The sequence below is a fragment of the Chryseobacterium sp. GW821-FHT04C04 genome (assembly GCF_059420365.1).
Genome location: NZ_JBWKTO010000005.1, coordinates 24,405 through 51,036, shown reverse-complemented (window position 1 = coordinate 51,036; position 26,632 = coordinate 24,405). Strand labels below are relative to the sequence as shown.

The window sequence follows — 26,632 nt, the reverse complement described above, 5'->3', positions numbered from 1 at the left end:
CCTCCATTTGAAGGTGAAATAAAACCAAATCCTTTGGCATCGTTAAAGAATTTTACTGTTCCTTGTTGCATTGTATTATAAATTGTTGTATTACTGATAAATTATTTTGGCTGTTGCCATTACGGGATTGATAATTACTTCAAAACTGTAATAAATCGATTTGTGAACAAGAAAATGATGTTGGTATTTTTAGAATCTTGAAAGTATTCAAGCTGAAAAAAGGTACTGCACCTGTTAAGTTGATGACAAAAATTAGCGGCTGTAAAAGCGAAGACTGATGGGGAATTGTAAGTTCAGAAATTTCAGAAGAAGCGTCGGCAGAAGCCTGATTATTTTACAAATATAAACATAATTTATTGAAAACAAGCGCTTTTCTGTTTTTTATTTTTTTATAATAGAAATTAACACGAGTATAATAAATAAAATTGGGTTATTTCAGACCCTTTTTCTGTCTCTAAAAGGGGATGTTTACTCCTCAGATTAATACCAGGCAGAACTTTTGTTACATATTGAATGTGCTATGAATCTTTTTTTGAGATTAAGTTTTATCTATAGCTAACGTTTTGGGGCTTGCTAGGGTAGGGCAATCGAAGCACAAATCTTCAGTTTTGCACCGTTAGAATGCTTAAATAATGCTAAAACCACACGAAAGGATTCGTGCGGTAGTGGGGGGCTATTTTCAAATTGTTCATCACCAGATATTACCTTGATTTCAATGTCTTTAGATACCTCTAATAGCCCATGGCTTGACGGAGCTGCTGATTTCTTTTTTTGAGCCGTTACATTCGCTGCCGGGAATGGGATTTCAACAACAGTTGATGATGATTCTGAGCTTTTTATCTTTTGAAGGAAAGGCTTGACAATATTAGGAAAAGAAGGTACTGATGATCAATTCTATTTACCGGATTTTCAAAGGTTAAAATAATATTATTTTTTATTCACTATTTGATGATCCATAATAAAAATATACTTTTGTAATCAACAACATAAAATCAATATAGCTGATCATATTGTTGTTGCAAAAAAACTAAAAACCTGATTTCAAAACTAATTAAACCATGAAAAAGAACAAAACTACACGGTATTTATTTCTGTAATACCTCAAAACTAAAGTGTTCCCGACAATGTAACAACAGTAAATCCTCAGAATTTCTTGAGAGCTGCCAATCCTTTAGAACCTGTAAGGCTTATTTGATTATTTCCGTCCATCAAGATGGGAAGAATAGCTGGTATAAAAAAGATGATCGGAATTTCGCTTTCGATCTGCGATCTGCTTTTGTTGAAAGTTGGGAAAGCTTCATATGGTATCCGTTATGATACAATACCATCGCAGTCAGCGAGACATTTTTTAATCAATAGTAATTTATTGATGCAAATCTTTATACGATTACCCTGTACCCGGCAAAGGGTGCAATGGGAAAATAGCAGCAAGAGAATGATTAAAAAACCAAAGAATATAATTTAATAATAAACTCAATAATTTTTACACTATTATGACAAAGAAACTACTTATCGTTGCCTTCACAGGCTTATCGTGTACTATGGCTTTTGCCGCTGATTTATATGTTAGAAACGGAGGAGCAGGCGGAGCTTATCCTACCGTAAGTACAGCAATCACAGCAGCTTCAGACGGAGATCGTATCATCATTCAGCCTAAAGCGAATGGAGAAGCTTATGTAGAAAATCTGATTATCAATAAATCGCTCACTTTTGTTTCCGAAACCCATTATACCAAATATATCATTCAGGGAAATGTAAGCATTAATCCGGCAACAGGAAGAACGGTGACGATCAGCAATCTGAGTTCAGGATATTATGGTATGTACAATCTAGAGGCAACTTTTCCAATAGGTACAGGAAGAACTTTTATTAACATTGTAAACTGTGATCTGCATAATGTTTTAACAGACAAAGTGAATTTCACTACCAATATCTCCGGTTGTACGATTAGTGGAATGCTGAAGTTTTCTCACGGAAGATGTACCGCGAATAAAGCACAAAGTATTGCCGTAATAGCCACGCAGGACAACAGCCCTGTTGGATCTGATATTGAGGTGTACGGTAATGTATCTGGCTCGTTTATATCCAATTCACAATCCAATTATAATTTTAAATTTAACAATAATTTTTGTACCGGTATTTATATTTATGGTCTTAAAGCAGGAAGCTCTAACGAAATCATTAACAATACCGTCTATAATTATACTCCCGCAGATACGGCTCCGCTTTACGTCAACTTGGGGAATAGTCTTAATGCAGGAAATATTGCTATTATGAACAATGCCTCTTCTTTTGTGGTAGGAGGGACCAATGCGTGCATTCAAAACAAAAGCAATAACGTCGCTATAACGGCTAATTATAATGTATTCACCAATACTTTTGTAACAGAAGGTAATATGACGCAGAGCGATAATTCAGGATCAATGACTCTGAACTTCGATAATGTAGCGTATACGGTAACCGGGATGAATGTAAATGCCGGAAATCCTGGTGTAAAATACACCGATTTAGACCTAACAAGAAACGACGCCGGGCATTATGGAGGCTCTAACAGCTGGATGAATTACTGGCCGGCAAATAATGGTAACAAACCTCAGGTAAACTATCTGTCGACTCCTAGATCTATTACCAGCGGAACTTTCAACATCATCGGATCTGGTTTTTCTAAATAATTTCTAACGATATAACAATATGAAAAATTATATCTATAGTATAATTGCCTTGTTGATGGTGATGCTGTGCCCGGCGCAAGTATTGGTCAGTCAGGCAGAATATTTTTGGGATATCGATCCCGGAACAGGAAATGGAACTCCGGTATGGGCTGCCGATGGTACTTTCGATAACGTTGTTGAGCAGCTTTCCAAAACAGACATTGCCACCCCGGGCAACGGTTTACATAAATTCAGTATCCGTGTCAAGGACAATATGGGAGTTTGGGGACCGGTTTTCACCAACATTATTGATGTTCAGTCTAATCAGACTTCTGCAGTAATAGCTGTTTCGCAGGCTGAGTATTTTTGGGATACTGATCCGGGAGCAGGAAATGGGAATCCCATATTGGCTGCCGATGGTACTTTTGACAGCTTTATTGAACAACTGAGTGCATCAGGAGTTGCCACACCGGGCAGCGGTTTACACAAATTCAGTATCCGTATCAAAGACAATATGGGAGTTTGGGGGCCGGTTTTTACTCATGTTATTAATATTCAGCAAACTTCAGCATCTCCCATAATAACTGTTTCTCAGGCCGAGTATTTTTGGGATACAGATCCGGGAGCAGGAAACGGAACTGCTTTATTGGCTGCTGATACAAATTTCGATACTTCTTTTGAGCAGTTGGCTGATGCAGGAATTGCTTTACCGGCTAATGGCTTGCATGTATTTGGTGTTCGTATCAAAGACAATACGGGTGTTTGGGGACCTGTTTTTAGAAATGTTATTGATGTACAGACCACAGCTTTTACAGGCTGCTGGCAAAGCCTTATCACAAGAGAAGACCATTCGGTAGGAATCAAAACAGACGGAAGTTTGTGGGCATGGGGAAGTAATACATCAGGACAATTAGGGGACGGAACTACATATGTCAAACTTATTCCTACCCAAGTAGGAACATCAACAGATTGGAAAAGCATATATGTCGGCAACAGGCATACCCTTGCCATTAAAACAAACGGAACGTTGTGGGCGTGGGGGAATAATGCTTCCGGGCAATTAGGAGACGGAACGTTAACTGGCAAAACGGTTCCTACCCAGATAGGAACTGCAACGGACTGGCAAAGTCTTGGCGGTGGAGCTGAACATTCCGTAGGAATTAAAACCGATGGAACGCTATGGGCATGGGGAGGTAATGGTAACGGACAATTGGGAGATGGAACTACAGTTTCGAAAAATATTCCAACACAAATCGGAACGGCTGCCAATTGGAAAAGTATTCGTGCCGCCAATTATCAGACCTTAGCCATCAAAACCGATGGAACGCTGTGGGGATGGGGAATTAATAATTATGGACAACTGGGAGACGGAACTTCAGTATCAAAAAATACCCCAACGCGAATTGGAACGGGTACTAATTGGAAAAGTATTGATACAGGAGTTCAGCATTCGATAGGAATCAAAACCGATGGAACGTTATGGACCTGGGGTGGTAATAGTAATGGACAGTTGGGAGATGGTACTACCATTTCAAAAAATACCCAAATACAAGTAGGAACCGCAACCAACTGGCAAACTGTAACGGTTGGAAATAGTTTTACATTTGCAACCAAGACAGACGGAACCCTTTGGTCATGGGGCAAGAATAATTTTGGACAGTTGGGTAATGGTACCAGTGGAGGAAATACTACATCACCTACGCAGGTAGATTCCTCTTCAGACAATAAGCAGGTTTTTGCCGGTGAAAATCATATTCTTGTGCAGAAATTTGACAGTTTTCTAAAGGTTTGCGGACGAAATGATAGCTGGCAGCTAGGTGACGGTACGAAAGTTAACAAAAATACATTTATTTCTACGGCTTGCCCTCAGTATTGTATTCCTCCAACACCGGTTTCATCTGCCAATATTACTTCTGCAACGGCTACCCTTAACTGGACAGCAGCAACGTTGGCTCCTAGTCAGGGGTATGTGTATCTTTACAGTACCAGCCCAACGGTTGGAGGGGTTCAAGGAGGTGTACCTTCTACTTCTACAACAGCCAATTTAACCAATTTACTACCTGACACTACTTACTATTGGTGGGTAGGGTCTAACTGTGGATTCAGCCCGTATATCTGGGTGCCGGGAGGTTCCTTTACTACACTTCCTACCACTGCAACAGGCTGCTGGCAAAGTGTGAGCGGTGGTATTGATTATTCAATAGCGCTCAAAACAGATGGAACACTATGGGCCTGGGGAAATAACTATGAAGGAGAGCTGGGAGATGGAACTACGATCAATAGAAATACCCCAACACAAATCGGCACCGAAAATAATTGGGTAAAAATTGTTACCGGGTCTTATTTTTCAGCAGGTATGAAAGCCAATGGATCCATATGGACCTGGGGAGAGAATAGCAGAGGACAGTTAGGTGATGGAACTACCACCACGAGAACTGCTCCAACGCAGGTAGGAACCGCAACAGGATGGTTGGATATTGCAACCGGGGAAAAACAGACTTTTGCTATACAGTCAGATGGAACACTTTGGGCCTGGGGCTATAATAGCTGGGGACAGTTAGGTGATGGTACCCTCATTAACAAAAGCATACCTGTACAAATAGGAACAGCAACAGACTGGGTAAGTATTGCCTCAGGAGGATATCATACCCTTGCTATAAAAAGTGATGGAACACTATGGACCTGGGGAGATAATAATTATGGACAATTAGGTAATGGAACTGCAATAGCAGTAAGTTCCCCTATTCAAATCGGAACGGCAACGAATTGGAAAAGTGTTACAGCAGGAGATGATCATTCGATAGCACTTAAAACCGATGGAACACTATGGGCCTGGGGTTATAATGGCAGGGGACAGTTAGGTGATGGAACTACAACTCAAAAGAATATTCCGACCCAGGTAGGAACAGAAGCCAACTGGCAAAGTGTGAAGACTGGCATATATAGCTCTACTATAGCGCTCAAAACCGATGGAACGCTATGGACCTGGGGATATAATGGCTTTGGGCAATTAGGAGACGGTACAGAGACGAACACCTCTACACCTATGCGTATCGGAAATGCAACCGACTGGCAAAGTATTGCAGCAGGAGCTAACAATACATTTGCTATCAATGCTAATGGATTTCTGGCCATCAGTGGTTATAATTTCAAGGGACAGATTGGAGATGGCACTAATGCTATAAAGAAAATTTTCACACCCGTTGCTTGTGGTACAAGTAGTGGAACTGTTACTAAAGTTTCAACTTCCGCTAAAGGGAATTTAGCCGTTGATAAAATTACAGCAAAAGCGGATCAGCTGAAGGTCTATCCAAATCCGGTACAGGATATCCTGACGATTTCGTTCGACCAGAAGATATTGTCGGTAGCGGTTTACAATGCAGCCGGACAGCAGGTACTTACGAAGGCCATCAATGATACGAAAGGAATCATTGATGTTTCCGGACTCCCATCAGGAGCTTATCTGGTTAAAATAAATGCTGCTAATGACGTTGTGAAAACAGTAAAAGTAATCAAGCGATAAGCATTAAAATCTTATAAGAATAACTAAGATTTCTTTACATTTGAAATCTTTCAAAATAGCGCCACTTATCTTTAAGTGGCGTTATTTTTTTAATATTCTTTTGCTGATCTCTTTTCTTTGTTATATAAAGTCTTCCGACTTTGGATGAATATAATAAAAGCAATCATTAATAAAACATTCTCCAAAGTCAGGAAACTTCGAAGAGCAGAGAGAAGCACACCTAATGAATAGAAATTTCATTGACGCAAAGGTTTACTGTAATAATGTATAGAGTAGGAGGCAAAGAGAGAATCAATCCTTGATTGATTTGATGAAGTGATCGTTTTATCCATCTGCTTCATCAGCGGAAAATCCGCCACCTTTGCTTTCCTAAAAATCATCAGGATCTTATAAAAACCTTTGCGTTAAAAAAGCGTAAGCTTATCTGATATAATCGAATACAGGTTATTCCCTAATGAATAACTAGCTGAAAATCTTTGATTTTCTTGCGTCTTAATTCCCATACAGCTTAAAAAGCCTTGCGCCTTTGCGATGTTCCAACAAAGCAATAAGCAAACGTTTATCCAGCAGTATAGACTTTGTAAAGGAGTAAAAAGACTTCCCTAGCCAGACCTGAGTTAATGAAATTCACGTTTTTCCAAGAGTCCGTTTTTATACATTTCAGTATATACTAATGGTCCTTTTTTCCTTGTATTGATGATAGGTTCTCCTGTTTCCTCACTGTATTTCTGTAGTAATTTATAACATTTCCAAGTTCCAACAGGTAACCCATTTTTATACTCCGCTTCCAGATAAGTATAGGGATCTGTGAATTCAGGATGTTTTTGTATATCTATGGAGCTATTGGATTTGGTTTCGATCCATTTTCCTTCTTTAAGGTGGTTTTTCACCGTGCCCTGTTCTTCCTCATTTTTATAAGGGCCATCTTTGTTATAGTATCTGGAAAATTTTCCGGAGGGTAGAATCTGGTATTGCTGTAAAGGTTTTAGCTTGAAAGGATCTTCAGTAAACTCATAATCCTGCAGAGAAATGATGTGATTTTTATCGATATTAAATAGGGTGTAGTGGGCAAAACCCATTTCTCCCTGATGATTAAGATAGATTCTTTTCATATCGATAAGCTTACCGTCCTTGGTTGAAACTAAGTATATTTTTTCAATAAATGGCTCGGCGTAACGAACAGTATTATAGACCGCCATAAAGTAGACTGAATAGTCTCCGTAGCACAGAAAATCAGAGGCTATTGTAATACGGTCATATTTTTCATTGACAGTAGTGCTGAATGGCAGAAGGACATCATATTCTTCAGGAAGTAATACAAGATCTTTTTTGATTGTTGTTTCAAATTTCAATGCATTGATTTTCTTCAATGTATTCTCATCCTGTATGACAGGCAGAATGGCATCAGCTGTTGTTCGTTTTGAAAGATCTGAATACCCAAATGGCAGCGTTATACAATCCGCCTTCTTGATATTAAAAGAAAACGATCCTTTATCTGTTGAATGTACTTCTGTGTTGGTTGTCTTATTTTCTGTTTGAGCCTTACTATAACAGGAAAAAAGAAAAAATAAGATACTAAAACAAGCGATATTAATTTTAAACATATATATCTGATATTGGGGTGAAACCGTGGACATGCAAATGATTGTTATGTCTGGGATTAGCGGTATGGGTGGTATGAGGTAACCGTGTGCTGGCATTGTCTGCCGTACTGGCATTTGCAGTGTTGGAAAAATCTTCTGACCGGCCTAATATAAACCCAAAGTCATAAAGGATGTTTCTAAGAATTACTTCATTGTCATAATCAAAATTCGCGGCCGTAAGGATCGTATTGTTTCCATTCTGCAGAGTCGTTAATAAATTCAAATCTCCTGCTTCTCCATTCACATGTTCTGCACTGGGATAACACGACGCATCAGCATAAGAGAACCCCTGAGATACAATATAATGATTGTGTCCTTCCTGTCTGAATTGTGCCAATGACCCTAAGAAACCAGCAAATAAATCCGGCTGAATACTTCTTCTTCTGGTATGCTGAAATCCATACCGGATGATCACTCCATTTTGATTATAATTGAATGCTTCAAAAATCTGTGGTCCCACACCATTATTCGCTAAAATATCCATATCCACCATTTCAACATTTCCCTGTTGGTTAGCGTACCATTTATCGGTGGCTCCATCACCAAGTGTTCCGTTAGCATACACCAATAACTGATGAGCATCAATCTGTTCTCCGGCAGCTCTGTTGGCGGTAAAATCTATGGTCTGCAACAGCGCTCCTCTCTGGGCCAGCGGTGGAATGGCATTCATTCTTCTTTTTCTGGTGATCGTTTCTTTGGTTCTGGCACAAATCCTGTGTTCATTATCGTTTTGATCATAATAAAAGAAGATAACTTCCGTAGATTGGGCATTCAGAACTTTCTGAATCCTTCTCCTTCTTTCCGGATTGGTACTGATCACGGCTAAAGTATTGTACGTATTACTGCCATGGTGAATGGTATAGATATTTTTATTGACCACTCTGAATCTTGCTGTGTCATCATCTAAGAAAATACCGGCTCCATTTACTTCTTGCTGTTCATCTCTATAGGCACAAGGATTGTTGTCTGTTCTTTCTACTGCTACTTCCAGATTGATACTGCCATCTGCCAGTCTTCTGGTCCAGTCATCAAAAGTAGCTCTTCCATCCGGTCTGAGCTGTAGTTTAATAATCGCTTTATTGATATGGTCACTTTGCAGATTGGTATAATGAGCATGGCTGCCCTCTCTGTTGTTGAGGGCAGCAAAATTTCCGACCTGTACCGTCAACAGCCTCTGTACTTCATATCGGTTGGGAGATACAAAACGCATGAGCTGTAATGTGTCTGTGTTTTCTGTCATGGTACTGGCTGAAGGTCTTATCACGGCATCTATACTCAGGTCTGTCATATTGCTGGTCTCAATAATCAGATACACGGTTTTTCCTAACATAGAATCGTAGGGAATTTCCACATTATCGTGATCCCGCTGTATGTGGGCAGAATCAATTTTTGTGAAGCTTACTCTTGTTCCATTGTCTGTAGTCACTTTTTTGGCAAAATAAACGTCACTGATGCGCTGCAATGAGTCATCGGGAGTATCCGGAGCCAATGGGCCGTTTAAAGTCTGTGTCTGCCCGGAGTCTGTTATGGTAATACGTGTCGCCATTTTAAGATTTTTCTATTTTTAATACGGGAGTTTCTGATATTTCATGATGAGGATGATCCGTGATGTTATCTTCTTTACATGAGATGAGGTTCAGACCGTCAAATTTTTCATCCAGCTGGTTCTGCAGTTCTTCGATCCATCCTATTTTTTTATAATTCTTCATGACTTATTTCTTTTATATGATAGATGATTTTCTTTTGATAGTTTTCTCCCAGGGAAAACTCTATGGTTAATTTATGTTCCAGCACTTCTTTGGTCACAGCATCTAATAACATCTGTCCTTTATATTTGTCCAGTTTTGGAAAATCAGTTTCGCTATGATAAGCGATTTCCTTTCTTTTCATCTCTCCATAAAACATTTCCCAGTTTTTATCTGAAGGGATATCGCCGGTGTATTGTAATAGTAATAATTCATCATCACAACGCATAGCCTCCGTCTGTATACTTTCGTCTATATCGATTACGGTATTATCCATAAAATTACGGTAACGTACCCTATGCTTTTTCTGATTCTCTTTCTCATGCCTTCCGTAGAATTGATGGAGGATCATTCCGAAATGAATATTTTTTAAAAAATCTTTACCCACAAGATTTTCCTTTTGGTAAAAATCTTTTAAAAACTGATAAAAATCCTCTGCCTTTTTACCAACATAAGATCGGGAGAGCTTTTCTATAGTTTTTTCCATTCTGTCCTGAAGAATTGTCAATCCCTGTACATTTTTTAAACGGCCGTATTCATCCGTTATAAGCACTACATCATCATTGACTGCTGCAATTCTGGTTAAAAAATCTTTTTCGGAGAGCGAGAGTTCCTTATCCCGGTGCACTCTGTCAAAAGTTTCGATATGGTATTCAAATCTTTCTGTTTCTAAACGCTTCAGCGTAACATGAAAATTTTTGTTGAGCTCGCTTCTGTGAGTTTTCCCATGGGTGGTGGTATATTCATTACATGAATAGCGATAAAATTTCTTTCCTTCGAGAAGGTTTAATTTAATATGTATAGGAAACACTGGCTCCATAATTTTTCACCCGTTTTTTACAACTTCTTATCGCTGATTAAACCATTACTTTTATTTAAAAACTACTTTTCCGCCAGAGGAAACCCACTGGCTTTTTTTGTTCCAGGATCCATCACAGTTTTGCTGCATTTGTTTCACTATTTTTGCTGTTTTCAGATCAATAATAGCACAAGTGTAGTTTTCATGCAGGGTACTGTCTTTATCACTTTCATGCACATAGTCTTTGATGATGGCATCTACCACGACATAATTGGCATTGGGAGATAGACGGGAGAATAGCTCACTTCCCGTACCTTTGTATTCATTTCCTTTTCCTACTTTTATCTTCTTCTTTTTATTGATGATATAAAGATTATACCATAGTTTCATATCGCTGTTATAGGACGCATAATACAGTGATGAGGTACCATTTAAAGTAATGAGGGTGTCTTTCTTTACCTTTTTATTCTGTACATCATGATTTCGATGGGAAACGGTGTTTCCGCATGTAATGCAAATGACTAAAATCATTAGGAGGGTTATAAATTGTTTCATGATGATAAATTTGAATTTTTTTCCATTTTTTCATACCGTTTGTCCATATCGGTACCTCTTCTTGTATTGCCGTAATCATCAAGGATTTCCTGTTCATATTTACCGTGCATCTCTCCCCACTCGCCAGGATTTCTTGATAGTTTTTCTATTTTTTCACCTTCTTTTTTGGTTTTATTTTCTTTGGCCGTGTTGGCATCTTTTTTGGCGAAAAACCTATCTAATGCAGCTCCGAAATCATCTTTTACGAATCCCGGTCTGTTGATGTGATGATCCAGTACGGTGGCCTTTCCTAATTTTGATTGTAAATAATCTGACAATTTATAGGAATAGCCTGTAGGAGTTAAAGGAAGTACAACCTCTTTTAATCTCGTGATAAAATCCAGCACTTGTTTTTCCTGAAATGTTTTATCAATAACAGCATTGACAATCGGTTGCAGTGGCTTGCATTCTACTGTTTTTCCAAATAAAGATTCTTTACAGTTTTCTCTGATTTTGTTTGATAATGTATTTCCTGTAATTTTTTCCGCTTTGGAATCTGCCGGATCTTTATAATACAGAATCCCGGAGTCTACGGTCCATCCACATGATACAAATAGCTCGTCATATTTTTCAGGATGCTGGGCTTTAAATTCTTCAACCTGTGTCGTAAATTCCCCTTTTCCGGTATGATCCACTGTTTTTTGCATGGCTCCGGCCGTTAATATCATCTGTTCACCGGAGAGGTCCCAGTCATAGGACTGGACAGAGTCTAATTTGCCTTCATTTTCAGACATTCCCACCAAAATAGCCTTTTCTTCAGCCGTAATTTTTTTATCTTCAATTAATGTATCCCAATCAGAATAATTTTCAAGTTTTTTTGATCCCCAGTAGGCGGGCCCATATCTTTTACTGTATCGGGTACAGGTGATATCGTAATTGTTTCCACAATTACAATATCTGATCTCGAATCTTTCATTGTCTTTATTTAAAAATTCATGCGTTTCATCCGGAAATTTCACTTCATCTTCTGTTCCTGTTACTTCAGCTTTGAAATATAAAAACGCGTTTCTATCATCTCTTTTATTAAATTTATCTATCAGTTTCTTCAAATCTTCATCACTTTTGGGACGCATTGCTATTTCTTTGGCATACACCAATGTTCCGTTGATCGTGAATTCAATTTTGCTTTTTTCCTCCTCACCATCCAGAAACTTTACTGGATTTTCATAGATGTTTTCCGCATTTTTCAATTTATTTTCATGAATCTCAACCGATAGCTTTCCGCTGGCTCCTTCACAATTGGCTACAACCCAGACTTTCTTTTTAATGGTGGTACTGTTTATTCTCTCAAAATCAAAATCCAGGCTGCCATCAGCTTTTTTCGCCTGTACCTCTTCTTCCCATGTGATTTTCACCGACTCTTTTGCTTTTAATCTTACAGAATCTTCTTTATCAGCCTGGAGATTCCTTCTTCCTTTTTTTTCATACTTCTTTTTGACGTCAGATACCAGCCCTCCACTTTTTACGGTATAGGGTTCTTCTTTCTTTTCCCAAATCATTTTAGGAACTTGTTTCGCAAAATATATTTTCACCACATTCACCTCATGATCTACCTGGTGCGGCATATCATAAGTCTTTTGATTGGGGTTTGCAGCGTAATCATCTTTTTCTTGTGCTTCTTCACTCATACCATTTTATTTTGAGCTGATTATTGAAAATTACTTGAGTTATTATATTTTGTTTCCAGGTCTTTAATCCCTTTTAATTCAATTTTCCTAGTATGTAATTTCTTATTCTGAAATTTAAAATGTAGTTCAATAGTAATATTAATAAAATATAATAGCTGCTAATGTTCAAAATGTAGTACACTAATGGTATTAGCAACAATAATGAACTTCCAAATAATAAAAAATCTACGATATAGTATTTATTTTTATATGGTTTAATAGTTTTAATAAATAAAATACTTAGAAATAGCTGTACTAGTATTAAAGGTAATACATGAGCAAAAGTGCCTAATTTATTTTCTATTTTTAATATTCTATCATAGTTTTGTTGCTTTATCTTCTGAATCTCTGTAAACTCACTATAAGAATCTGGAGTTTCTGATTTTGTAAAATAAAATTGGGTTGTAGGGTATGTTAAAGTAAATTCTTTATCGCTGAACTCATATCCCTTATTAATAACCCCTGTGAATAAAAGTATTATCACAAATAGAAAACTTTCTATAAATATTTTAAGTTTCATCATGGTTTTTTCTTTTCTAATATTTTACGCCAGCCGTCCATTCTAGCCATTGTTAAATTTCCCGGACAATATCTTTCATCTGTTCCTGCTGAAGCTGCTATTTCCATATGACCACCAACATTATCAATTTTATATAATTTATCTAAATGTATACACAATCGTAGTACAGCTTTTTCCATAGCGTCAGTGATATAATCATCACCATCCTTTTCTTCTCTATTTATTTTTACTTTCCCCCAAAATCCTTTATCAACACCTGCGTTGTCTGTGCTTAAGTCTCCTAATAAGACTATTCCTATTTTTCCTGTATTTGCTGAATCTACATGAGCTCCTTTAATATTAATAGGTCTTCCTTCGTAAATTTTCCCATTTTTATCTACGGCAAAATGATATCCAATATCTGCTTTGCCCTTATCATCCATGTGTTCATTTTGTATCTCTTTTATCGTAGGAAAATGTTTTGCATTTCCCGAATGATGAATTACAATCGTAGTATAATACTCATCAAGTGGGGCTTTGAGTAATTCGTATGAATAATTATCTCCTGTTTGAGGAGAACGTGCTCCCCAGCTTTTTCTTGGAATAATAGTAATTTTTTTTATTTTTACTCTTACATACAAATTTTCATTTGGTTTTTGTAAATATGCAAATACTTTAAATTCAGAATCGTAACAATCTTTATCTCCAACATATAAATTAAGATGTTCTCCCTTATCTTTTAATTCTTGTATATCATTATTTCCATAGTCAATATTCCAATGTACAGATTTTTTATCTTCCATTGATGGTGGATATTGATATTGAGTAACTTTAAACTTTACTGTATCAAATAAATCCATCTCATAGTTTGTAGTTCTTTCAAAGTTTTTAATAATATTTTTTCTTAACGATGAACTATTAGGTGTTAAAATCCTATCCACCTTTGGAATTGGTGATGCCGTTGCAGCATTAAACTCAGGGTCACAATTGATAAAAGATTCTTTTACTAAAGCGGTTTGTTCCTGTATAATAGAGGTTCCCAGATTATCCCAGGGACTCAGTTTTATCACACTCATACAGGGTGGGGGAGACATATTTCTTGCAGGCCATTTTGGGTGCCCGCAATTTCCTTTGAATTGAAGGTTGACCATATTGTTTCCATCTCCCTTTGTGGCAAATATCTTATCCTGAAGGTTTATTTCATTTGAGGTCACTTTCAGTTCTCCGGGAGCCTGGGCATAGGGGCACTTCAACGTGGCTCCATGGATGACCATTTCTCTTTTTTCTGAAGGAGAATCTTCGGTGGATTTTTTTTGTTTTTCGGCTCTTTTTTCAGAAAGTTTCTGATCATGCGCTGAAGTATTCTGATCTTCCATGGGTTACTATTTTGGATTGGATTCAATTGTTAAGGCGGAAATCATATTCGCAGGCAGCAATGAAAATGTATTTTCATCACCCGAAATAGATTTAGCCTTTACTTACTTTAACGTCTTTTCCTCCCTGGAATACGGCCAATGATGTTCCTCTCAGCTTTAAATCACCTTTAGAGGTCTGTATATCGGCTTCTCCGGAAATACTTTTAAATGTATTACCTGTGCTTTCTGTTTGATCTTTCTTAACGGTAACACTTTTATTTTCGGAGGTCTGGGTGTATCTCTTTGTAATAGATTCGGTATGGTCGTTTCCAATATTCAGGGTGCTGTCCTGCCCAATCTTAGTGGTCATATTCCTTCCCACAGAAATGTGCATATCTTCGCCGGCCGTAAAAGTCATATTCTTCGGTGCTGTAACATTAATATTACCCTGGCCATCCATAAAATAAGTATTTCCGCTTGGATCTTTAATGGTTACACTTTTGTCTGCATCATTCATTAAAACCTTAATACCGCTTCTCGTCTGTATAGACTTAAGATGATTGTCCACGCCTCCGCCCAGACCTACCTGCCCATGAAACATTCCACCCATGGCAAATGGAAAATCGGGGTTGTGGTATTCAAATCCTACCATCACCTGGTCGCCGATCTCCGGTACCGCTACAAAACCTCTGTTTTGGGTGACAGCCTCTGTTCCTCCTGCATCGGGGCTCATCATTCTGATAAAGTGGGTGGTATCATTTAACTGCCAGTCAAACCGAACCTGTATTCTGCCCTGATTCAATGGATCTACATTGGAGATCACGGTGGCCACCTGCGGTTCTGCTTTAGGCATTTCAAAATCAGGTTTGGGCATAAAACCGGTGCCTTCAGCAATGGCTTCAAAGCTTCCTGTATAATATCCTCTTGCATTCACTTCATGGGTTACCTCTGTAATCATAAGTGTTGTAAAATGGGAAGTTTCATTAGTATCCGCCTTTCGCATGGCTAAATCTGCAACGCAGCCAATATATAGAAAGGGAACGGTTGTTTGTCCTGTAACCGTAAAGACCTCTACGGCTTTACTTCCTCTTGCACTCTTCTGGGAGTCATCCACATCCAGAAACATATTGGCATTGACGGGAGTGGGAGTCAATGACCGTGTCGTAAAAATAGTGTCGTTCAGTTCATAGGCTTTAGAAGATAATTCTCCTAAATGTTGTATGCGATCATCAGCTCCCACCATTTTAGTATGGTTGCTGCTGTTGTAGCCAAAGTATTCCGGCTTGGTATGAACCGCTTTTAGTTCAACAATCACATCATTTACATTGCTTCCATATACCAATTGGATAGGTTTTTCAGAAGCGGGGAGTTTTCCGAAATGAAGAATTTCGCCGTCATAATAAAACTGCTCTCCATAGGCTTCTGCAATTCTTGTCAGGTAATTGTAATGGGTTTCGTTGTATTGTGAGCTGTAGCTGATATAACTTTTGTTTTGAGTGTCTACTCTGAAATCAAATTTGTTGGTTCCTAAAGTCTCCTTGATAATTCGGGTGGCAATAATATTGGTATTCACCGTCTGGCTTCCTCCGAAACTTTGGGTATGGGGAGCAGCATCCATCAGAATAGTGGGGCTTTTCCCTTTTAAAATAATATTTCCCAAACTCATTTTTTCCTGGCTGAAAGCTACCTGGGTAATGAGGCCTACAAATGTTCTTTCGGGGCTTTCACTTTCAGCATCTTTATATCTAAAAATAATGGTGATTCTTTTTCCTAAAAACTTTTGGGCCTGCTCAAGGTTGTGGTTTTGTACCTCACCTAAAGAGTCATGAGCCAATACCAGTTCAAAATCATGGTGCTTTCTTGCACTCTGTTGCAAACGAAAGTGCTTAAAGTGATTGACAGCTTTGCCCTCAACCACAATTTCCAGTTTTACCACCCGGTTGATACCCGAAATGTGGTTGTCTGAAACTTTCTCAGAATTTGAGGAGTTTTTCATAATATTTTATGCGTTTTTTTTGGTATTATGTCACCGAATTTAGATAAAAAATAGATTACAAATTGTAATATTATATTAAATCTGAAAAATTGTAGTAAAACTACGATTGATGAAAAATCTTGCTCAAAGTAGCTTTTGATTGATGATATAAGGAAAGTCTTGGAAATTGGGGAATTTTCTGGCTGGTAAATGTTTTTTCTGGCTGGATTGAAATAAAATCTTTAAACTCGGGGGCAGGAGATATTGACTCATTTGAAGTTCCGGATATATCGGCTGAGATTCAGTAGCTATGTTTTTTGAGTGCTAAAATATTACTTTAAAATCTTAAAGTTTTGCTGATAGGTTCAACCTCAAAATACATTAGAAACATGTCTGATTTTCCGTGTGAAGATTATAAATATAGTGGTGCAATAGATTATATTGATGAAAAAAGGACTTTTAGATCGTATTGTTGTTTTTAAAATGTTTGATTTATAGTCCCAAAAACCACACGAAAGAATTCTTGAGGAATGGGAGGTACTAGCTGATTAAAAAATTTTTTGTGGGTCAAAGATAAACTGATAAGTATATGTATATTCTTCGACAAACTGTTTCGAATATTCTAATTTGAATTTTTCTAATACTTCACTAAATTCACCAAGTTCAGTTTCTATTCTACGATCCCATTTTGATGCTTCAATAACTTTCCATTGTCCACCAAGGGTTTGAAGATATTCTTCTTTATCATCTCCATCATACCATTTTATGAGACTTCCTCCAACATTACAACAAACGATTTTTTTGTCAATTAATATTAGCCATTGAAATTCAGGTGCAATAAGAACTGTATAACCTGTATCATTAATCTCAACCAGCCCCCATTGTCCAGTTGATAATTTGCCTATATAATGGTCTCCATTCCAGGAATTTGTATCTATATGTTCTAGAAAATATTGAGATGAGTAATCATCAAATACCCATGAATAATCACCATTGAAAATTTTATAAAATTTATCCTCAATTAAAGGAGAGATATAATCGTAAATAGGGGGTATTATTTCTTGTCCAGAAATATGAATAACTCCCCACTTTTTTTTACCCTCTATGCATTTGAAATAGCGTACCTGATTATTTTTTGAATCAATAATTTTCGTAACATCAAGTTCTTTAATAGAATCTTTTTTTGCATGGAATACTTCTCCTTTTTTCAATTGAAAAATTGCACATTCAAATTCTTTTGAAAAAAAGAAATTATCGTAAAGGTCAGTTGGATTATCCATGGCGATCGTTTTTATTTTGAATCAGATAAATTATTTTTTAATATTAAAAGCTTGAAGATCCTTTTAGTCCTATTTTAAAATCTGTTGATCATAAAGAAGATTGTCATCTTCATCAAAGCTTATGATCAAAACTTTAAATTGTTTTGCAGTGTCATTATTAAAGAATTTAATTCTCGGCGGAACATAATCACTGTCAAATAAATTAGGATTCCAGTAAAGGGTTTCCCGGGTGTCATTTTCGATTTTCGTTGGAGAATCATCATCTAACATTTCAATAGGAAATTCTGAAGGTCTATCATATCCCTTTACGATCGATGCATTATTTTTTTTCGTATCGTTTCCAGTGCTTTTAGATTTCATATTGCCCCTCATCGTATAGACTGCTACTGCATCACCTATTAATCCTGCTCCTTTAATAATTTTCACCATCGCAATATTGCTTACAGGAAGGTTTGAAATCATCGTAGGATCAGTAAGTATTTCATCCAAATAGAGTTTAGCTGGCTGGTTACGGATGTAGGGTACATTGACTCCTGAGCTATTTCTCTGAAATGTTAAGCCGGCAGCTCTCCCTTGCAGCCAATCTAATATATTGATTGATCCGGCGGCGTGCTGGTCTTCATTGACGAAGTCAAATATAGTAGAATTGATAGAATTAAACATTCCGGTAGACAGCTGCTTGTTGAGCTCTTCTTTGGGATCTTGTTTTTTTCCGGCTAATTTTACTTCTTCAATCTGTACCTCACCATTTTCATTTTTTTTGTTATTTTTCTGAGTGTTGATGGCTCTGGAAATTGCAGGTGGAAGTTTCCTGTTTGCAGCGGCTTTCACCAGTCTGTATTTTGTATTGGGGAAATTGCCTTTAAATTGTGTTGGCTTAACCATGGGTTCAACGGTAACATATAAATCATCGGTACTTGATTCTTTACCATTTTCAGGATTTACAAATAATGAAACAGCTAAGGGCTCATCGAAATCAACACTTTCTAAATAAACATATCCATTTTGATCTGTTTTAAACAGGTTGAAATTAGGTGGGTTTTCACCTAACTTTAATGCTAAAGTTACATTGGTATCTCTCAGTATCGCATTGTTTTTAATAGGCTGTACTTTATAAGAAAGAAATTTAGGAGAATTGTTTTTAATGCTGGGAACAGATCCGCTCAGTACGGAATTCCAGTCAAATCTTTTCCAGTTTTCGGAAATAAGCAGTGCATCCAAAGCTTCACTGTTGGCATTTTTAGAGAAATATTGTGCCGGGGTATCTATTTTGCTTGTAAAATCTCCTGTCAGCCATAGGCCACTCAGTAAATTTTCTTCTTCTGAACTACCGCTTCCATCATCCTCACTTACCAAAACGGTATAGTTTTTAAAATAGGTCTCTGGAGAAAGATCGATACTATTGAAAGATCTGGGAGTCTGTTTTAAACTCTGAGCGACAATCTGGGCTTTCTCAATCTTTAAATTGTTGGGTCTTATAAAGCAAAGTCTTGTTGCAACCAGATTATCTTGTTCATCAAAAATAGCTAGCTGCAAAATACCATTGTTCCCATTGCTGATTTTTGTAGGAATAAGACTTGATACTTCATTGGTCAACTGATTGATATTGGCTTTATAAGCCAGATGATTATTGATGGTTCCTACAATTTTATAATTTTGGAGTTGTTGTTTTAGATTAACTCCTTTTAAGCTGTATTTAATTCCTTCTTTAGAGCTGTTAACTTCTAAACTGAGACCGCTGTCTGCTACTTCCGGTAAATCGATCGTTTGCTTTTTTCCAGTATTATCCTGAATAATAGCTTGGTATTTTTTTCCTAACGCCGGAGTTATTTTAAAAGAGGCAATATTTTTATCAAATGATGTAAACGATGTAATAGGTACATTTGGATTTTGAGTGTCGATTATTTTTCCGGTCCAGCTTTCTGGCAGTGAAGGATTGCTTGATAACCTTACGGCAAATTTAGTGGGCATCCCATTGATGAAAGTTCCGCCTTCAGCAAAAGCTTTGGCAGACCAATCAGCATTCTTAGAAACCTCTAATGTTTCGCCTGAGTTGGGGTTGTAAATCGGAATTGTTTTAACAATCTGGAAGTCTTCGTTAAAATTGGTCATGTAAAGAGTATAAGCCCTTACAAAATAAACCTGCTCGGGAAGGTCTTCTTTCAGTTTAAAATCTCCACTGCCCTCACCATTGGTTAAACGTACAGTTTTCCAGTCTATTAATTTTTTATCAGCATTATACAATTCAACAAATAGAGTGGTAGACAATGTGGACCGATTGTAACCATCAAATACAAAGCTTTTGAACCAGATCTGGTCACCCGCTGCATATTGTGATTTGTCAGTAAGCAAGTATACTTTTTCCTGTTCGTAATTATTCTCAAGACTTGTAATTGCCTTTTCTAGTTTAGTTTGTGCCAATACAGGCTGTACCATTGAAAGAAGCAATACACAGAATATATTTTTCATAGAAATCTCAGCGCATTTTAATTCACTGCTAATGTAGTCATTTAAAGACTTCGGAGATTGATATTTAACTTCTTATTTCAGAGAAAAAAATAAGATTGGTGATATCTTTTGGGTGGAAATTCTGAGATACAATACAGGTAGGATATTAAGAGTGTGTAAATTGAAATGGTGAATTAAATTGAAATGTGCTGTAAATTAAAATTTTAGAGAGAAAAAAATAATCAACATTGAGTGATAAAAAGTGTGGTGAAAGGATATTTTTATTATTTTTATAAAAAAACTAATCCATGGAAATAAATGAAAATTATTCATACGTAAACATTTACTTAAGTGAAATGTCTTGTAAATAATCTATTTTATTTTTAATAATATAATTGATTTGCTCGTTGGTAAGTTGGTCTTGCTACGGGCATAAGATACTGTGTCATTAAAAATATATACCGACAGAACTCAACATAAACATACAATCAAACCAAATTATTCTTATGGAAAAACAACACACGCACACGCATGGCTGTACCCATTGCTCTTGTGACAATCCAATTTTAAAAATTTTTAAAGAAGAACTTTTCAGTGCAGAGAATCTTACGAAAATAAATCCCGGTTCCGGAAAAGCTACCCACGAAAAACCAAAAGCCCTGATGGTGATTGGCGGAATCATCCGGCCTATGATTGGCGGATCCACGGCTGCCATTGCTGCCATTGGTATGGCTGATGGAAAAGTTGTGATAACCGGTGATGAGACAACGGTGAGAAAACATATGGAGGATCATTATAAAGGATATTACACAAAAGAATTAACAGCAACCCAAACATTACTTCCAGGCCTGATAGAACCCCATGTACATATGGTTCCTACAGCAATGATGCACGGCTGGCTGGATCTGAGCCCTTTTAAAGGACAGAATTTAAAAGCTGTATATGACCTGGCTTCTGTTGGAGCCATAATAAACGGACACATTTCTAAACTTCCGGGAGTTGTTATTTTAGGAAGAGGATTAGATCCGTCGTTGATGCCTTTTGAGGAAAAAGACGGTAAAAAAGAGTTAATAACAATCAATAATACAGTACTTGATGAGATTAATGCTGATGCACCGATGATGCTGTTAAGTGCTTCCATGCATACACTTTATCTGAATACGAAGGCATTAAAGCATGTGTTTGATCACAATCCTGAAATCCAGGCTCAATATGATAATTCCGTTGATAAATATATCAGTGAGACCAAAGGCCAGCTGCAGGAAGGTTTACAGATGACTCCTGCTTTGAAGACCGTAAAGCTGCAAATCATTGCGATGAGCCTGCAGATTAATAGTTATCTTACCGATCTTTTTAAAACAGCCAATTCAAGAGGTGTTACTTTTATGTATGATGCGGGACTGAATGAAGGTTCAGTAAAACTTTTAACCAAATATTTCGAGATTCATCCTGAAGTAGTGAGAACAGGCGGGGCGCACCTTTGTTCCAATCAGGAAGATGTTGATAAGCTGGATCATTATAAAGAACCGGATCATTACAAACCCGTGTATTGCGGTCATATTAAAGTGGTTTCAGATGGTTCCAACCAGGGACTTACCGGCTATCAGAGTACTCCTTATCTGTGCGATCCTGCCAATAATACAGGGGTGTTTAATTTCCCACAGGCCGGTATTCCTGCCCATACGATTCCGCCAGGTTATAATACACTCATCAATACTGTTGTAGCGGTAAAAGGCTGGCCGCTAATGGTTCACGCCAATGGCGATCAGGCAGTAACATTTGCGATCAATGCTTATCAGCGTACTCTTGCTCAATACAGAGGCCCTGAGCTTCGTAACCGTATAGAACATTGCTCGCTTCTTACAGCAGATCAAATTACCAATATGCTTCAAATGGGTGTTTCACCAAGTTTCCTTATCGGGCATGTAGGCTATTGGGGATATGCTTTTAAGGAAGTGATATTCGGTGAAAAGGCACAAATGTTGGATCTTTGCGGTTCAACGCTTGCTGCTGGTATGAGAATTACCCTTCATAGCGATAATGAAGTAAGTCCATTGGGACCTTTAAGAATGATGGAACAATCGATCACCAGGATAATGGAAAAGAACCCAACGGATATTGAAGTTTTAAACGGTGCCGAGCGTATTACCCCTGAGCAGGCTCTGATTGCGGTTACTTATGATGCTGCATGGCAGTGCTATGCAGACAAATGGATAGGATCGTTGGATAAAGGGTATTTTGCTGATTTTGTTATATTGGATCAGGATCCTCTTTCACTAAATACACCCTCGTTACAATACATGAAAATGCGGGACATTCCTGTATTGGAAACCTGGGTTGGGGGTATTCCTGTATATGTGAACGATAAAGCCGGAAATGAAGTAACTGAAAAAGCTATGACCTTTTCTGAAAACTCATAGCAGGTACTGAATAGATTTTTAATAACTGCTAATCCAATATCAATCAGAGTAGATTCTTTCTGCTCTGATTTTGTTTTTTATACGGTAATTCGAAGATAAAAAGTATTATAAACTTAATAAAAAAGGAGATGGCAATCAAATAGTGTCTCCTGAAAAGTAAGCAATATAGAATTGCCTTCAAACATTGTTTTTAAATCGGGTTCGTTTAAACCCAATTAAAAGTGAAGGTAATACTATTGATAAGCTGATTAAAATACTCTTAATCTAGCCATAGATATCCTGTAGAATAGGTTCTGGCTTTACCTGCCACAATCACTCTTTCATTTTTATTTTCACAATAGAGTTGTCCGCCTCTTTCGGATAACTGACGTGCAAAAAGCTTATCTTTTCCCAGTCTTGATGACCAGAACGGAATAAGTGAACAGTGTGCAGATCCGGTTACAGGATCTTCAAGAATTGAGGACTGTGGTGTAAAATATCTTGATACAAAATCACTGTCAGTACCCACTGCTGTCACAACAACACCTCCCGGATCCAGATTGATAAGATCGAAAATGGATCTTTCAATTTTGATGTTTTTGATGTCTTCTTCAGACTCATATACCAAAACATAATCTCTTGATCTGAATACTTCTTTCGGCTGTATATTGAGAGATTGGATGATGGTTTTCGGAAGAGTAGAGGTTTCAGGCATTCTGGACGGGAAATCCATATAATACAATCCATCTTTTACATCTACTGTTAATTCACCGCTTTTGGTTTCAAAAATGATTCTGTTTTTCGGATAATGTAAAATGGAAACTAAGCAATGAGCTGTCGCAAGAGTAGCATGTCCGCACAAATCCATCTCTATTTCTGGGGTAAACCATCTCAGGTGAACGGTATTGCCGTTATCGATAAAGAAAGCTGTTTCTGCTACTGCATTTTCACGGGCTATTTTTAAGAGCACCTCATCAGGTAACCAGCTTTTCAATGGGACAACACACGCAGGATTTCCCTGAAAAATATTTTCTGTAAAGGCATCTATCTGATATAATTCCAACTTCATGATTGAGAAAATTTAGGTCTGTAACAAAGATAAATAAAAATATGGTGTCAGATTACAAGCGAACTGAAAACCTGTTTTTATTTCAAAATACAGCCTTAGCGGGATTTTAGAAAATAAACCTGCTGCAACTACAGAATAGAGGGGGCAAAAAACTTTCACAGGAATTAAAAAAAAATGAATTTTGAAGTCTATAATTGCGAAACAATATCATTCTGTTTCAGAAAATAAAGTCTGCTGCAACTACAGAACAGAGAGGTCAAAAAACTTTCACAGGAATTAAAAATAAATGAATTTTGAAGCCTGTAATTACAAAACACGATCGTCCTATTTCGGAAAAATAAAGTTTGCTGCAACTACAGAATAGGGAGGTCAAAAAACTTTCATAAGAGGTAAAGAAAGATGAAATTTGAGCTCTAAGAAATCCGAATAATCATTGATTTCAAAAAATAGGATGCCAAGAGAATAGGCTTGAAGCAGTCTAGGAAAACGGAAGTGATCCTGTTACTATCAAACAACATTACAAGGCATTGACAAAATGGATGGTTTTCTTAATGATCGTATAAACAATTCACTAATTGATAAGACGATAAAAGAGAGGTGAAATCAAAAACTGCCCAAAAAAATATAGAATTCTATCTGGGGCGATCAGTCTATGAACGCTATAGGTCTTTCCAATTATCAATTTTATCAAAACTAATCTTCAATAATCAAATGAGTACACCATTAAATATAATTTTCAGCTGGTTCGAAAAAGGGGATATTCCTACAGAATATCAATTTAAGGAGACCTTTTCTTCATTCCGCCATTTAGATGAAAAAATCAAAATGGATGAGGTGACGGGCTTATATGAAGCTTTTCAAAAAACGCTTTCTACCACAATTTTCACCAATCATCTGGAGGATGAAAATGCACATCATTTGGCGCTGGCAAAACTTAACGCGTCCAATCTTACTGCTGCCAATATAGATGAATGGAAAGAAAAATTAAAAATCAAATTAGCGGCTACTATAGATGGAGGTGGAGAGACTGGCAACGTCTATACGAAAGAGCAAATCGGAGAATTTGTAAATATATTTCAGGCAAAGGATGAGGAAATGCTTGAAGGTATTGCGAAAATTAACGAGATGCTGGCCTCTAATGATGTAAATCTTAATCAACTTCAGGAAATCGTAGACTATATCAAAGAAAACAGGAAGCAGGTAGAATTGCTCCAGGAGGCTGTTGCCAGAAACATTTCAGACGATAAAATCCACCTCATCGGAAGGTATTCAAACTGGGGTGCGGTCACTTATCAAAATCAGTTTAATGATTTGACGTATGAGAAAATTAGAAATATTGAAGATCAGGCCAGTTCCGAAAAAATTAAATACGAAGAGAGAGTGAGGGGTGACTCCAGGATAAAACATGATCTTGATACATTAAGTTTTGTGATTGATGCTTATGACATCGTTACAAAGTTTACTGTACCCCTTAAAGTGAGAAGAATAGACTCCAATACTATTGAAGTGCTATTTGACTCATTGCCACCAAATATAATTCAAATAACCATTAAAAAAATATAATTATGGACATTAAATATGCTTATTATCGAAGCTCTGTAGGATACAAAATCGAAGGAAAAACAGACAATGATATTGTAACCGCTGGCGGTAACACGAGATCAATCAATTCTTTCTGGCACGACGGAAATTTAAACCCGTTAGATTATGTGCCAAAAACAAGAACGTTAACAATTAACGGGACAGCTTATGATCTATCGGCAAACAGGTCATTTACAACGCCAGATACCATTACCCGTCTTAAGGGTGGCGCATCAGGCTCCTTGGTATCCGGAGATGTTACTCTTGCAGCAGGTGCTAATATGGCGATTAATCAAGCCGGAAATACAATTACATTAGCCTCTACGGATACAACCTATAGTGCGGGTAATGGATTGACATTGACGGGAACTTCATTTTCTTTACCGGTTGCTACTTCAGGTACAGGAAATGTGGTTACGGGAATTACTCAGACGCCTAACGGAATAACGGTGAATCTGGCCACTATGCCTACCTCATCGGATTTGGCTAATTATGTTCCTTTATCACAAAAAGGTGCGGCGAATGGGGTTGCTTCATTGGATGCATCGGGTCAGGTGCCTGCCTCTCAATTGCCATCTTACGTGGATGATGTTTTGGAGGGGTATTATAAATCTGCTGACGGAAAGTTTTACAAAGAAGCGGCTTTTACTAACCTCATCGCCGGGGAAACAGGTAAAATTTATGTATCTCTTGATACCAATAAAACGTACCGATGGACCGGAACAACCTTCGTTTATATTACCTCAGGGGCTGTAGATTCTGTCAATGGATTAACGGGTGTTGTCGTCTTAAACAAATCACATGTCGGCTTAAGTAATGTTGATAATACGGCAGATGCCGCGAAAAACGTTCTTTCTGCTACCAAGTGGATTACACCGAGAACAGTTACACTTTCCGGAGTTACTGCAACGGCACAAACCATGGACGGTTCGGCAAATGTATCAATTCCTATTACAGCTGTTCCTGCGACATTATTAACAGGTACTGCAGCCATTAATACAACCGGATCAGCAGCAAAATTGACAACACCGAGAACAATTTCTGCGACAGGTGATGCCGCGTGGACCACAACTTTTGACGGTTCAGCAAATGTTACCTCAGCGTTGACATTAGCTGCAACAGGCGTGACTGCCGGAACTTATGATGAGGTGACAGTTGATGCTAAAGGTAGAGTTATTGCCGGAAGTAATAACGTAAAATCATACACTACTGCTATTTCCGGAACGTCGAGTGTGGCACACAACTTAGGGACTAGAAATGTAGATGTTGCCATGTTTGACACAGTGACATTTTACAAAATTGACGGCAGGATAAAATTAACGGATCCTAATAAAATAGATGTTGAGTTTGATTCTGCTTTGCCTAATACTGTATCGATAACAGTAACCCGTAAAGATATTTAGA

18 protein-coding genes are annotated in these 26,632 nt (G+C 37.5%); 5 read left to right on the top strand and 13 right to left on the bottom strand.

Annotated elements, in window-relative coordinates:
* Nucleotides 1-71: cold-shock protein (locus AC07UM_RS17145; RefSeq protein ID WP_276728769.1), on the bottom strand; the 71-nt coding region annotated here is incomplete at its 3' end.
* 1,422 nt (nucleotides 72-1,493) lie between these two features.
* Here AC07UM_RS17145 and AC07UM_RS17140 point away from each other — a divergent pair.
* Nucleotides 1,494-2,672 carry a hypothetical protein gene (locus AC07UM_RS17140; RefSeq protein ID WP_494681280.1) on the top strand — a complete coding sequence of 393 codons (1,179 nt, stop codon included), beginning with the start codon at nucleotides 1,494-1,496 and terminating at the stop codon, nucleotides 2,670-2,672.
* A gap of 19 nt (nucleotides 2,673-2,691) precedes the next feature.
* Entirely contained in the window at nucleotides 2,692-6,174 is a 3,483-nt protein-coding gene (locus AC07UM_RS17135) for an RCC1 domain-containing protein (protein ID WP_494681279.1), read from the top strand.
* A gap of 617 nt (nucleotides 6,175-6,791) precedes the next feature.
* On the opposite strand, the gene AC07UM_RS17130 is transcribed toward AC07UM_RS17135, so the two are convergent.
* The 11 genes from AC07UM_RS17130 to AC07UM_RS17080 form a co-directional block, all read right to left on the bottom strand.
* Nucleotides 6,792-7,778, bottom strand: a complete 987-nt coding sequence (locus AC07UM_RS17130; protein ID WP_494681278.1) for a hypothetical protein — start codon at nucleotides 7,776-7,778, stop codon at nucleotides 6,792-6,794.
* Nucleotides 7,771-9,363, bottom strand: coding sequence for a hypothetical protein (locus AC07UM_RS17125; protein ID WP_494681277.1), 1,593 nt, complete (start codon nucleotides 9,361-9,363; stop codon nucleotides 7,771-7,773). The genes AC07UM_RS17130 and AC07UM_RS17125 overlap by 8 nt, the downstream gene beginning before the upstream one ends.
* A gap of 1 nt (nucleotide 9,364) precedes the next feature.
* Nucleotides 9,365-9,526, bottom strand: coding sequence for a hypothetical protein (locus AC07UM_RS17120; RefSeq protein WP_494681276.1), 162 nt, complete (start codon nucleotides 9,524-9,526; stop codon nucleotides 9,365-9,367).
* Nucleotides 9,513-10,382: a hypothetical protein gene (locus AC07UM_RS17115; protein WP_494681275.1), complete on the bottom strand. Its 870-nt coding sequence runs from the start codon at nucleotides 10,380-10,382 to the stop codon at nucleotides 9,513-9,515. The genes AC07UM_RS17120 and AC07UM_RS17115 overlap by 14 nt, the downstream gene beginning before the upstream one ends.
* Before the next feature lie 51 nt (nucleotides 10,383-10,433).
* The gene (locus AC07UM_RS17110) at nucleotides 10,434-10,916 is read right to left on the bottom strand and encodes a hypothetical protein (RefSeq protein ID WP_494681274.1); all 483 of its coding nucleotides are present in this window, start codon (nucleotides 10,914-10,916) and stop codon (nucleotides 10,434-10,436) included.
* Nucleotides 10,913-12,583, bottom strand: a complete 1,671-nt coding sequence (locus tag AC07UM_RS17105) for a hypothetical protein (protein ID WP_494681273.1) — start codon at nucleotides 12,581-12,583, stop codon at nucleotides 10,913-10,915. The genes AC07UM_RS17110 and AC07UM_RS17105 overlap by 4 nt, the downstream gene beginning before the upstream one ends.
* 73 nt (nucleotides 12,584-12,656) lie before the next feature.
* Entirely contained in the window at nucleotides 12,657-13,145 is a 489-nt protein-coding gene (locus tag AC07UM_RS17100) for a hypothetical protein (RefSeq protein WP_494681272.1), read from the bottom strand.
* Nucleotides 13,142-14,497, bottom strand: coding sequence for an N-acetylmuramoyl-L-alanine amidase (locus AC07UM_RS17095; RefSeq protein ID WP_494681271.1), 1,356 nt, complete (start codon nucleotides 14,495-14,497; stop codon nucleotides 13,142-13,144). Before AC07UM_RS17095 ends, AC07UM_RS17100 begins: the two co-directional genes overlap by 4 nt.
* 91 nt (nucleotides 14,498-14,588) lie before the next feature.
* Nucleotides 14,589-16,472, bottom strand: coding sequence for a type VI secretion system Vgr family protein (locus AC07UM_RS17090; RefSeq protein ID WP_494681270.1), 1,884 nt, complete (start codon nucleotides 16,470-16,472; stop codon nucleotides 14,589-14,591).
* Between the two features lie 527 nt (nucleotides 16,473-16,999).
* A complete protein-coding gene (locus tag AC07UM_RS17085) occupies nucleotides 17,000-17,731 on the bottom strand; it encodes a WG repeat-containing protein (protein WP_494681269.1) in 732 nt (243 codons plus the stop codon).
* 69 nt (nucleotides 17,732-17,800) lie between these two features.
* Entirely contained in the window at nucleotides 17,801-20,200 is a 2,400-nt protein-coding gene (locus AC07UM_RS17080; protein ID WP_494681268.1) for a hypothetical protein, read from the bottom strand.
* 485 nt (nucleotides 20,201-20,685) lie between these two features.
* Between AC07UM_RS17080 and AC07UM_RS17075 the strand changes: the two genes are divergently transcribed.
* Entirely contained in the window at nucleotides 20,686-22,599 is a 1,914-nt protein-coding gene (locus AC07UM_RS17075; protein ID WP_494681267.1) for an amidohydrolase, read from the top strand.
* Nucleotides 22,600-22,858: 259 nt separating this feature from the next.
* On the opposite strand, the gene AC07UM_RS17070 is transcribed toward AC07UM_RS17075, so the two are convergent.
* Nucleotides 22,859-23,647, bottom strand: coding sequence for a PhzF family phenazine biosynthesis protein (locus AC07UM_RS17070; protein WP_494681266.1), 789 nt, complete (start codon nucleotides 23,645-23,647; stop codon nucleotides 22,859-22,861).
* Nucleotides 23,648-24,358: 711 nt separating this feature from the next.
* Here AC07UM_RS17070 and AC07UM_RS17065 point away from each other — a divergent pair.
* Nucleotides 24,359-25,210, top strand: a complete 852-nt coding sequence (locus AC07UM_RS17065) for a hypothetical protein (RefSeq protein WP_494681265.1) — start codon at nucleotides 24,359-24,361, stop codon at nucleotides 25,208-25,210.
* Between the two features lie 2 nt (nucleotides 25,211-25,212).
* The gene (locus AC07UM_RS17060) at nucleotides 25,213-26,631 is read left to right on the top strand and encodes a hypothetical protein (protein ID WP_494681264.1); all 1,419 of its coding nucleotides are present in this window, start codon (nucleotides 25,213-25,215) and stop codon (nucleotides 26,629-26,631) included.
* The last annotated feature ends 1 nt before the right edge of the window (nucleotide 26,632 follow it).

Coding starts and splice junctions, on each gene's coding strand:
- AC07UM_RS17140 (WP_494681280.1), top strand. CDS start 1,494: ATGACAAAGAAACTACTTATCGTTGCCTTCACAGGCTTATCGTGTACT.
- AC07UM_RS17135 (WP_494681279.1), top strand. CDS start 2,692: ATGAAAAATTATATCTATAGTATAATTGCCTTGTTGATGGTGATGCTG.
- AC07UM_RS17130 (WP_494681278.1), bottom strand. CDS start 7,778: ATGTTTAAAATTAATATCGCTTGTTTTAGTATCTTATTTTTTCTTTTT.
- AC07UM_RS17125 (WP_494681277.1), bottom strand. CDS start 9,363: ATGGCGACACGTATTACCATAACAGACTCCGGGCAGACACAGACTTTA.
- AC07UM_RS17120 (WP_494681276.1), bottom strand. CDS start 9,526: ATGAAGAATTATAAAAAAATAGGATGGATCGAAGAACTGCAGAACCAG.
- AC07UM_RS17115 (WP_494681275.1), bottom strand. CDS start 10,382: ATGGAGCCAGTGTTTCCTATACATATTAAATTAAACCTTCTCGAAGGA.
- AC07UM_RS17110 (WP_494681274.1), bottom strand. CDS start 10,916: ATGAAACAATTTATAACCCTCCTAATGATTTTAGTCATTTGCATTACA.
- AC07UM_RS17105 (WP_494681273.1), bottom strand. CDS start 12,583: ATGAGTGAAGAAGCACAAGAAAAAGATGATTACGCTGCAAACCCCAAT.
- AC07UM_RS17100 (WP_494681272.1), bottom strand. CDS start 13,145: ATGATGAAACTTAAAATATTTATAGAAAGTTTTCTATTTGTGATAATA.
- AC07UM_RS17095 (WP_494681271.1), bottom strand. CDS start 14,497: ATGGAAGATCAGAATACTTCAGCGCATGATCAGAAACTTTCTGAAAAA.
- AC07UM_RS17090 (WP_494681270.1), bottom strand. CDS start 16,472: ATGAAAAACTCCTCAAATTCTGAGAAAGTTTCAGACAACCACATTTCG.
- AC07UM_RS17085 (WP_494681269.1), bottom strand. CDS start 17,731: ATGGATAATCCAACTGACCTTTACGATAATTTCTTTTTTTCAAAAGAA.
- AC07UM_RS17080 (WP_494681268.1), bottom strand. CDS start 20,200: ATGAAAAATATATTCTGTGTATTGCTTCTTTCAATGGTACAGCCTGTA.
- AC07UM_RS17075 (WP_494681267.1), top strand. CDS start 20,686: ATGGAAAAACAACACACGCACACGCATGGCTGTACCCATTGCTCTTGT.
- AC07UM_RS17070 (WP_494681266.1), bottom strand. CDS start 23,647: ATGAAGTTGGAATTATATCAGATAGATGCCTTTACAGAAAATATTTTT.
- AC07UM_RS17065 (WP_494681265.1), top strand. CDS start 24,359: ATGAGTACACCATTAAATATAATTTTCAGCTGGTTCGAAAAAGGGGAT.
- AC07UM_RS17060 (WP_494681264.1), top strand. CDS start 25,213: ATGGACATTAAATATGCTTATTATCGAAGCTCTGTAGGATACAAAATC.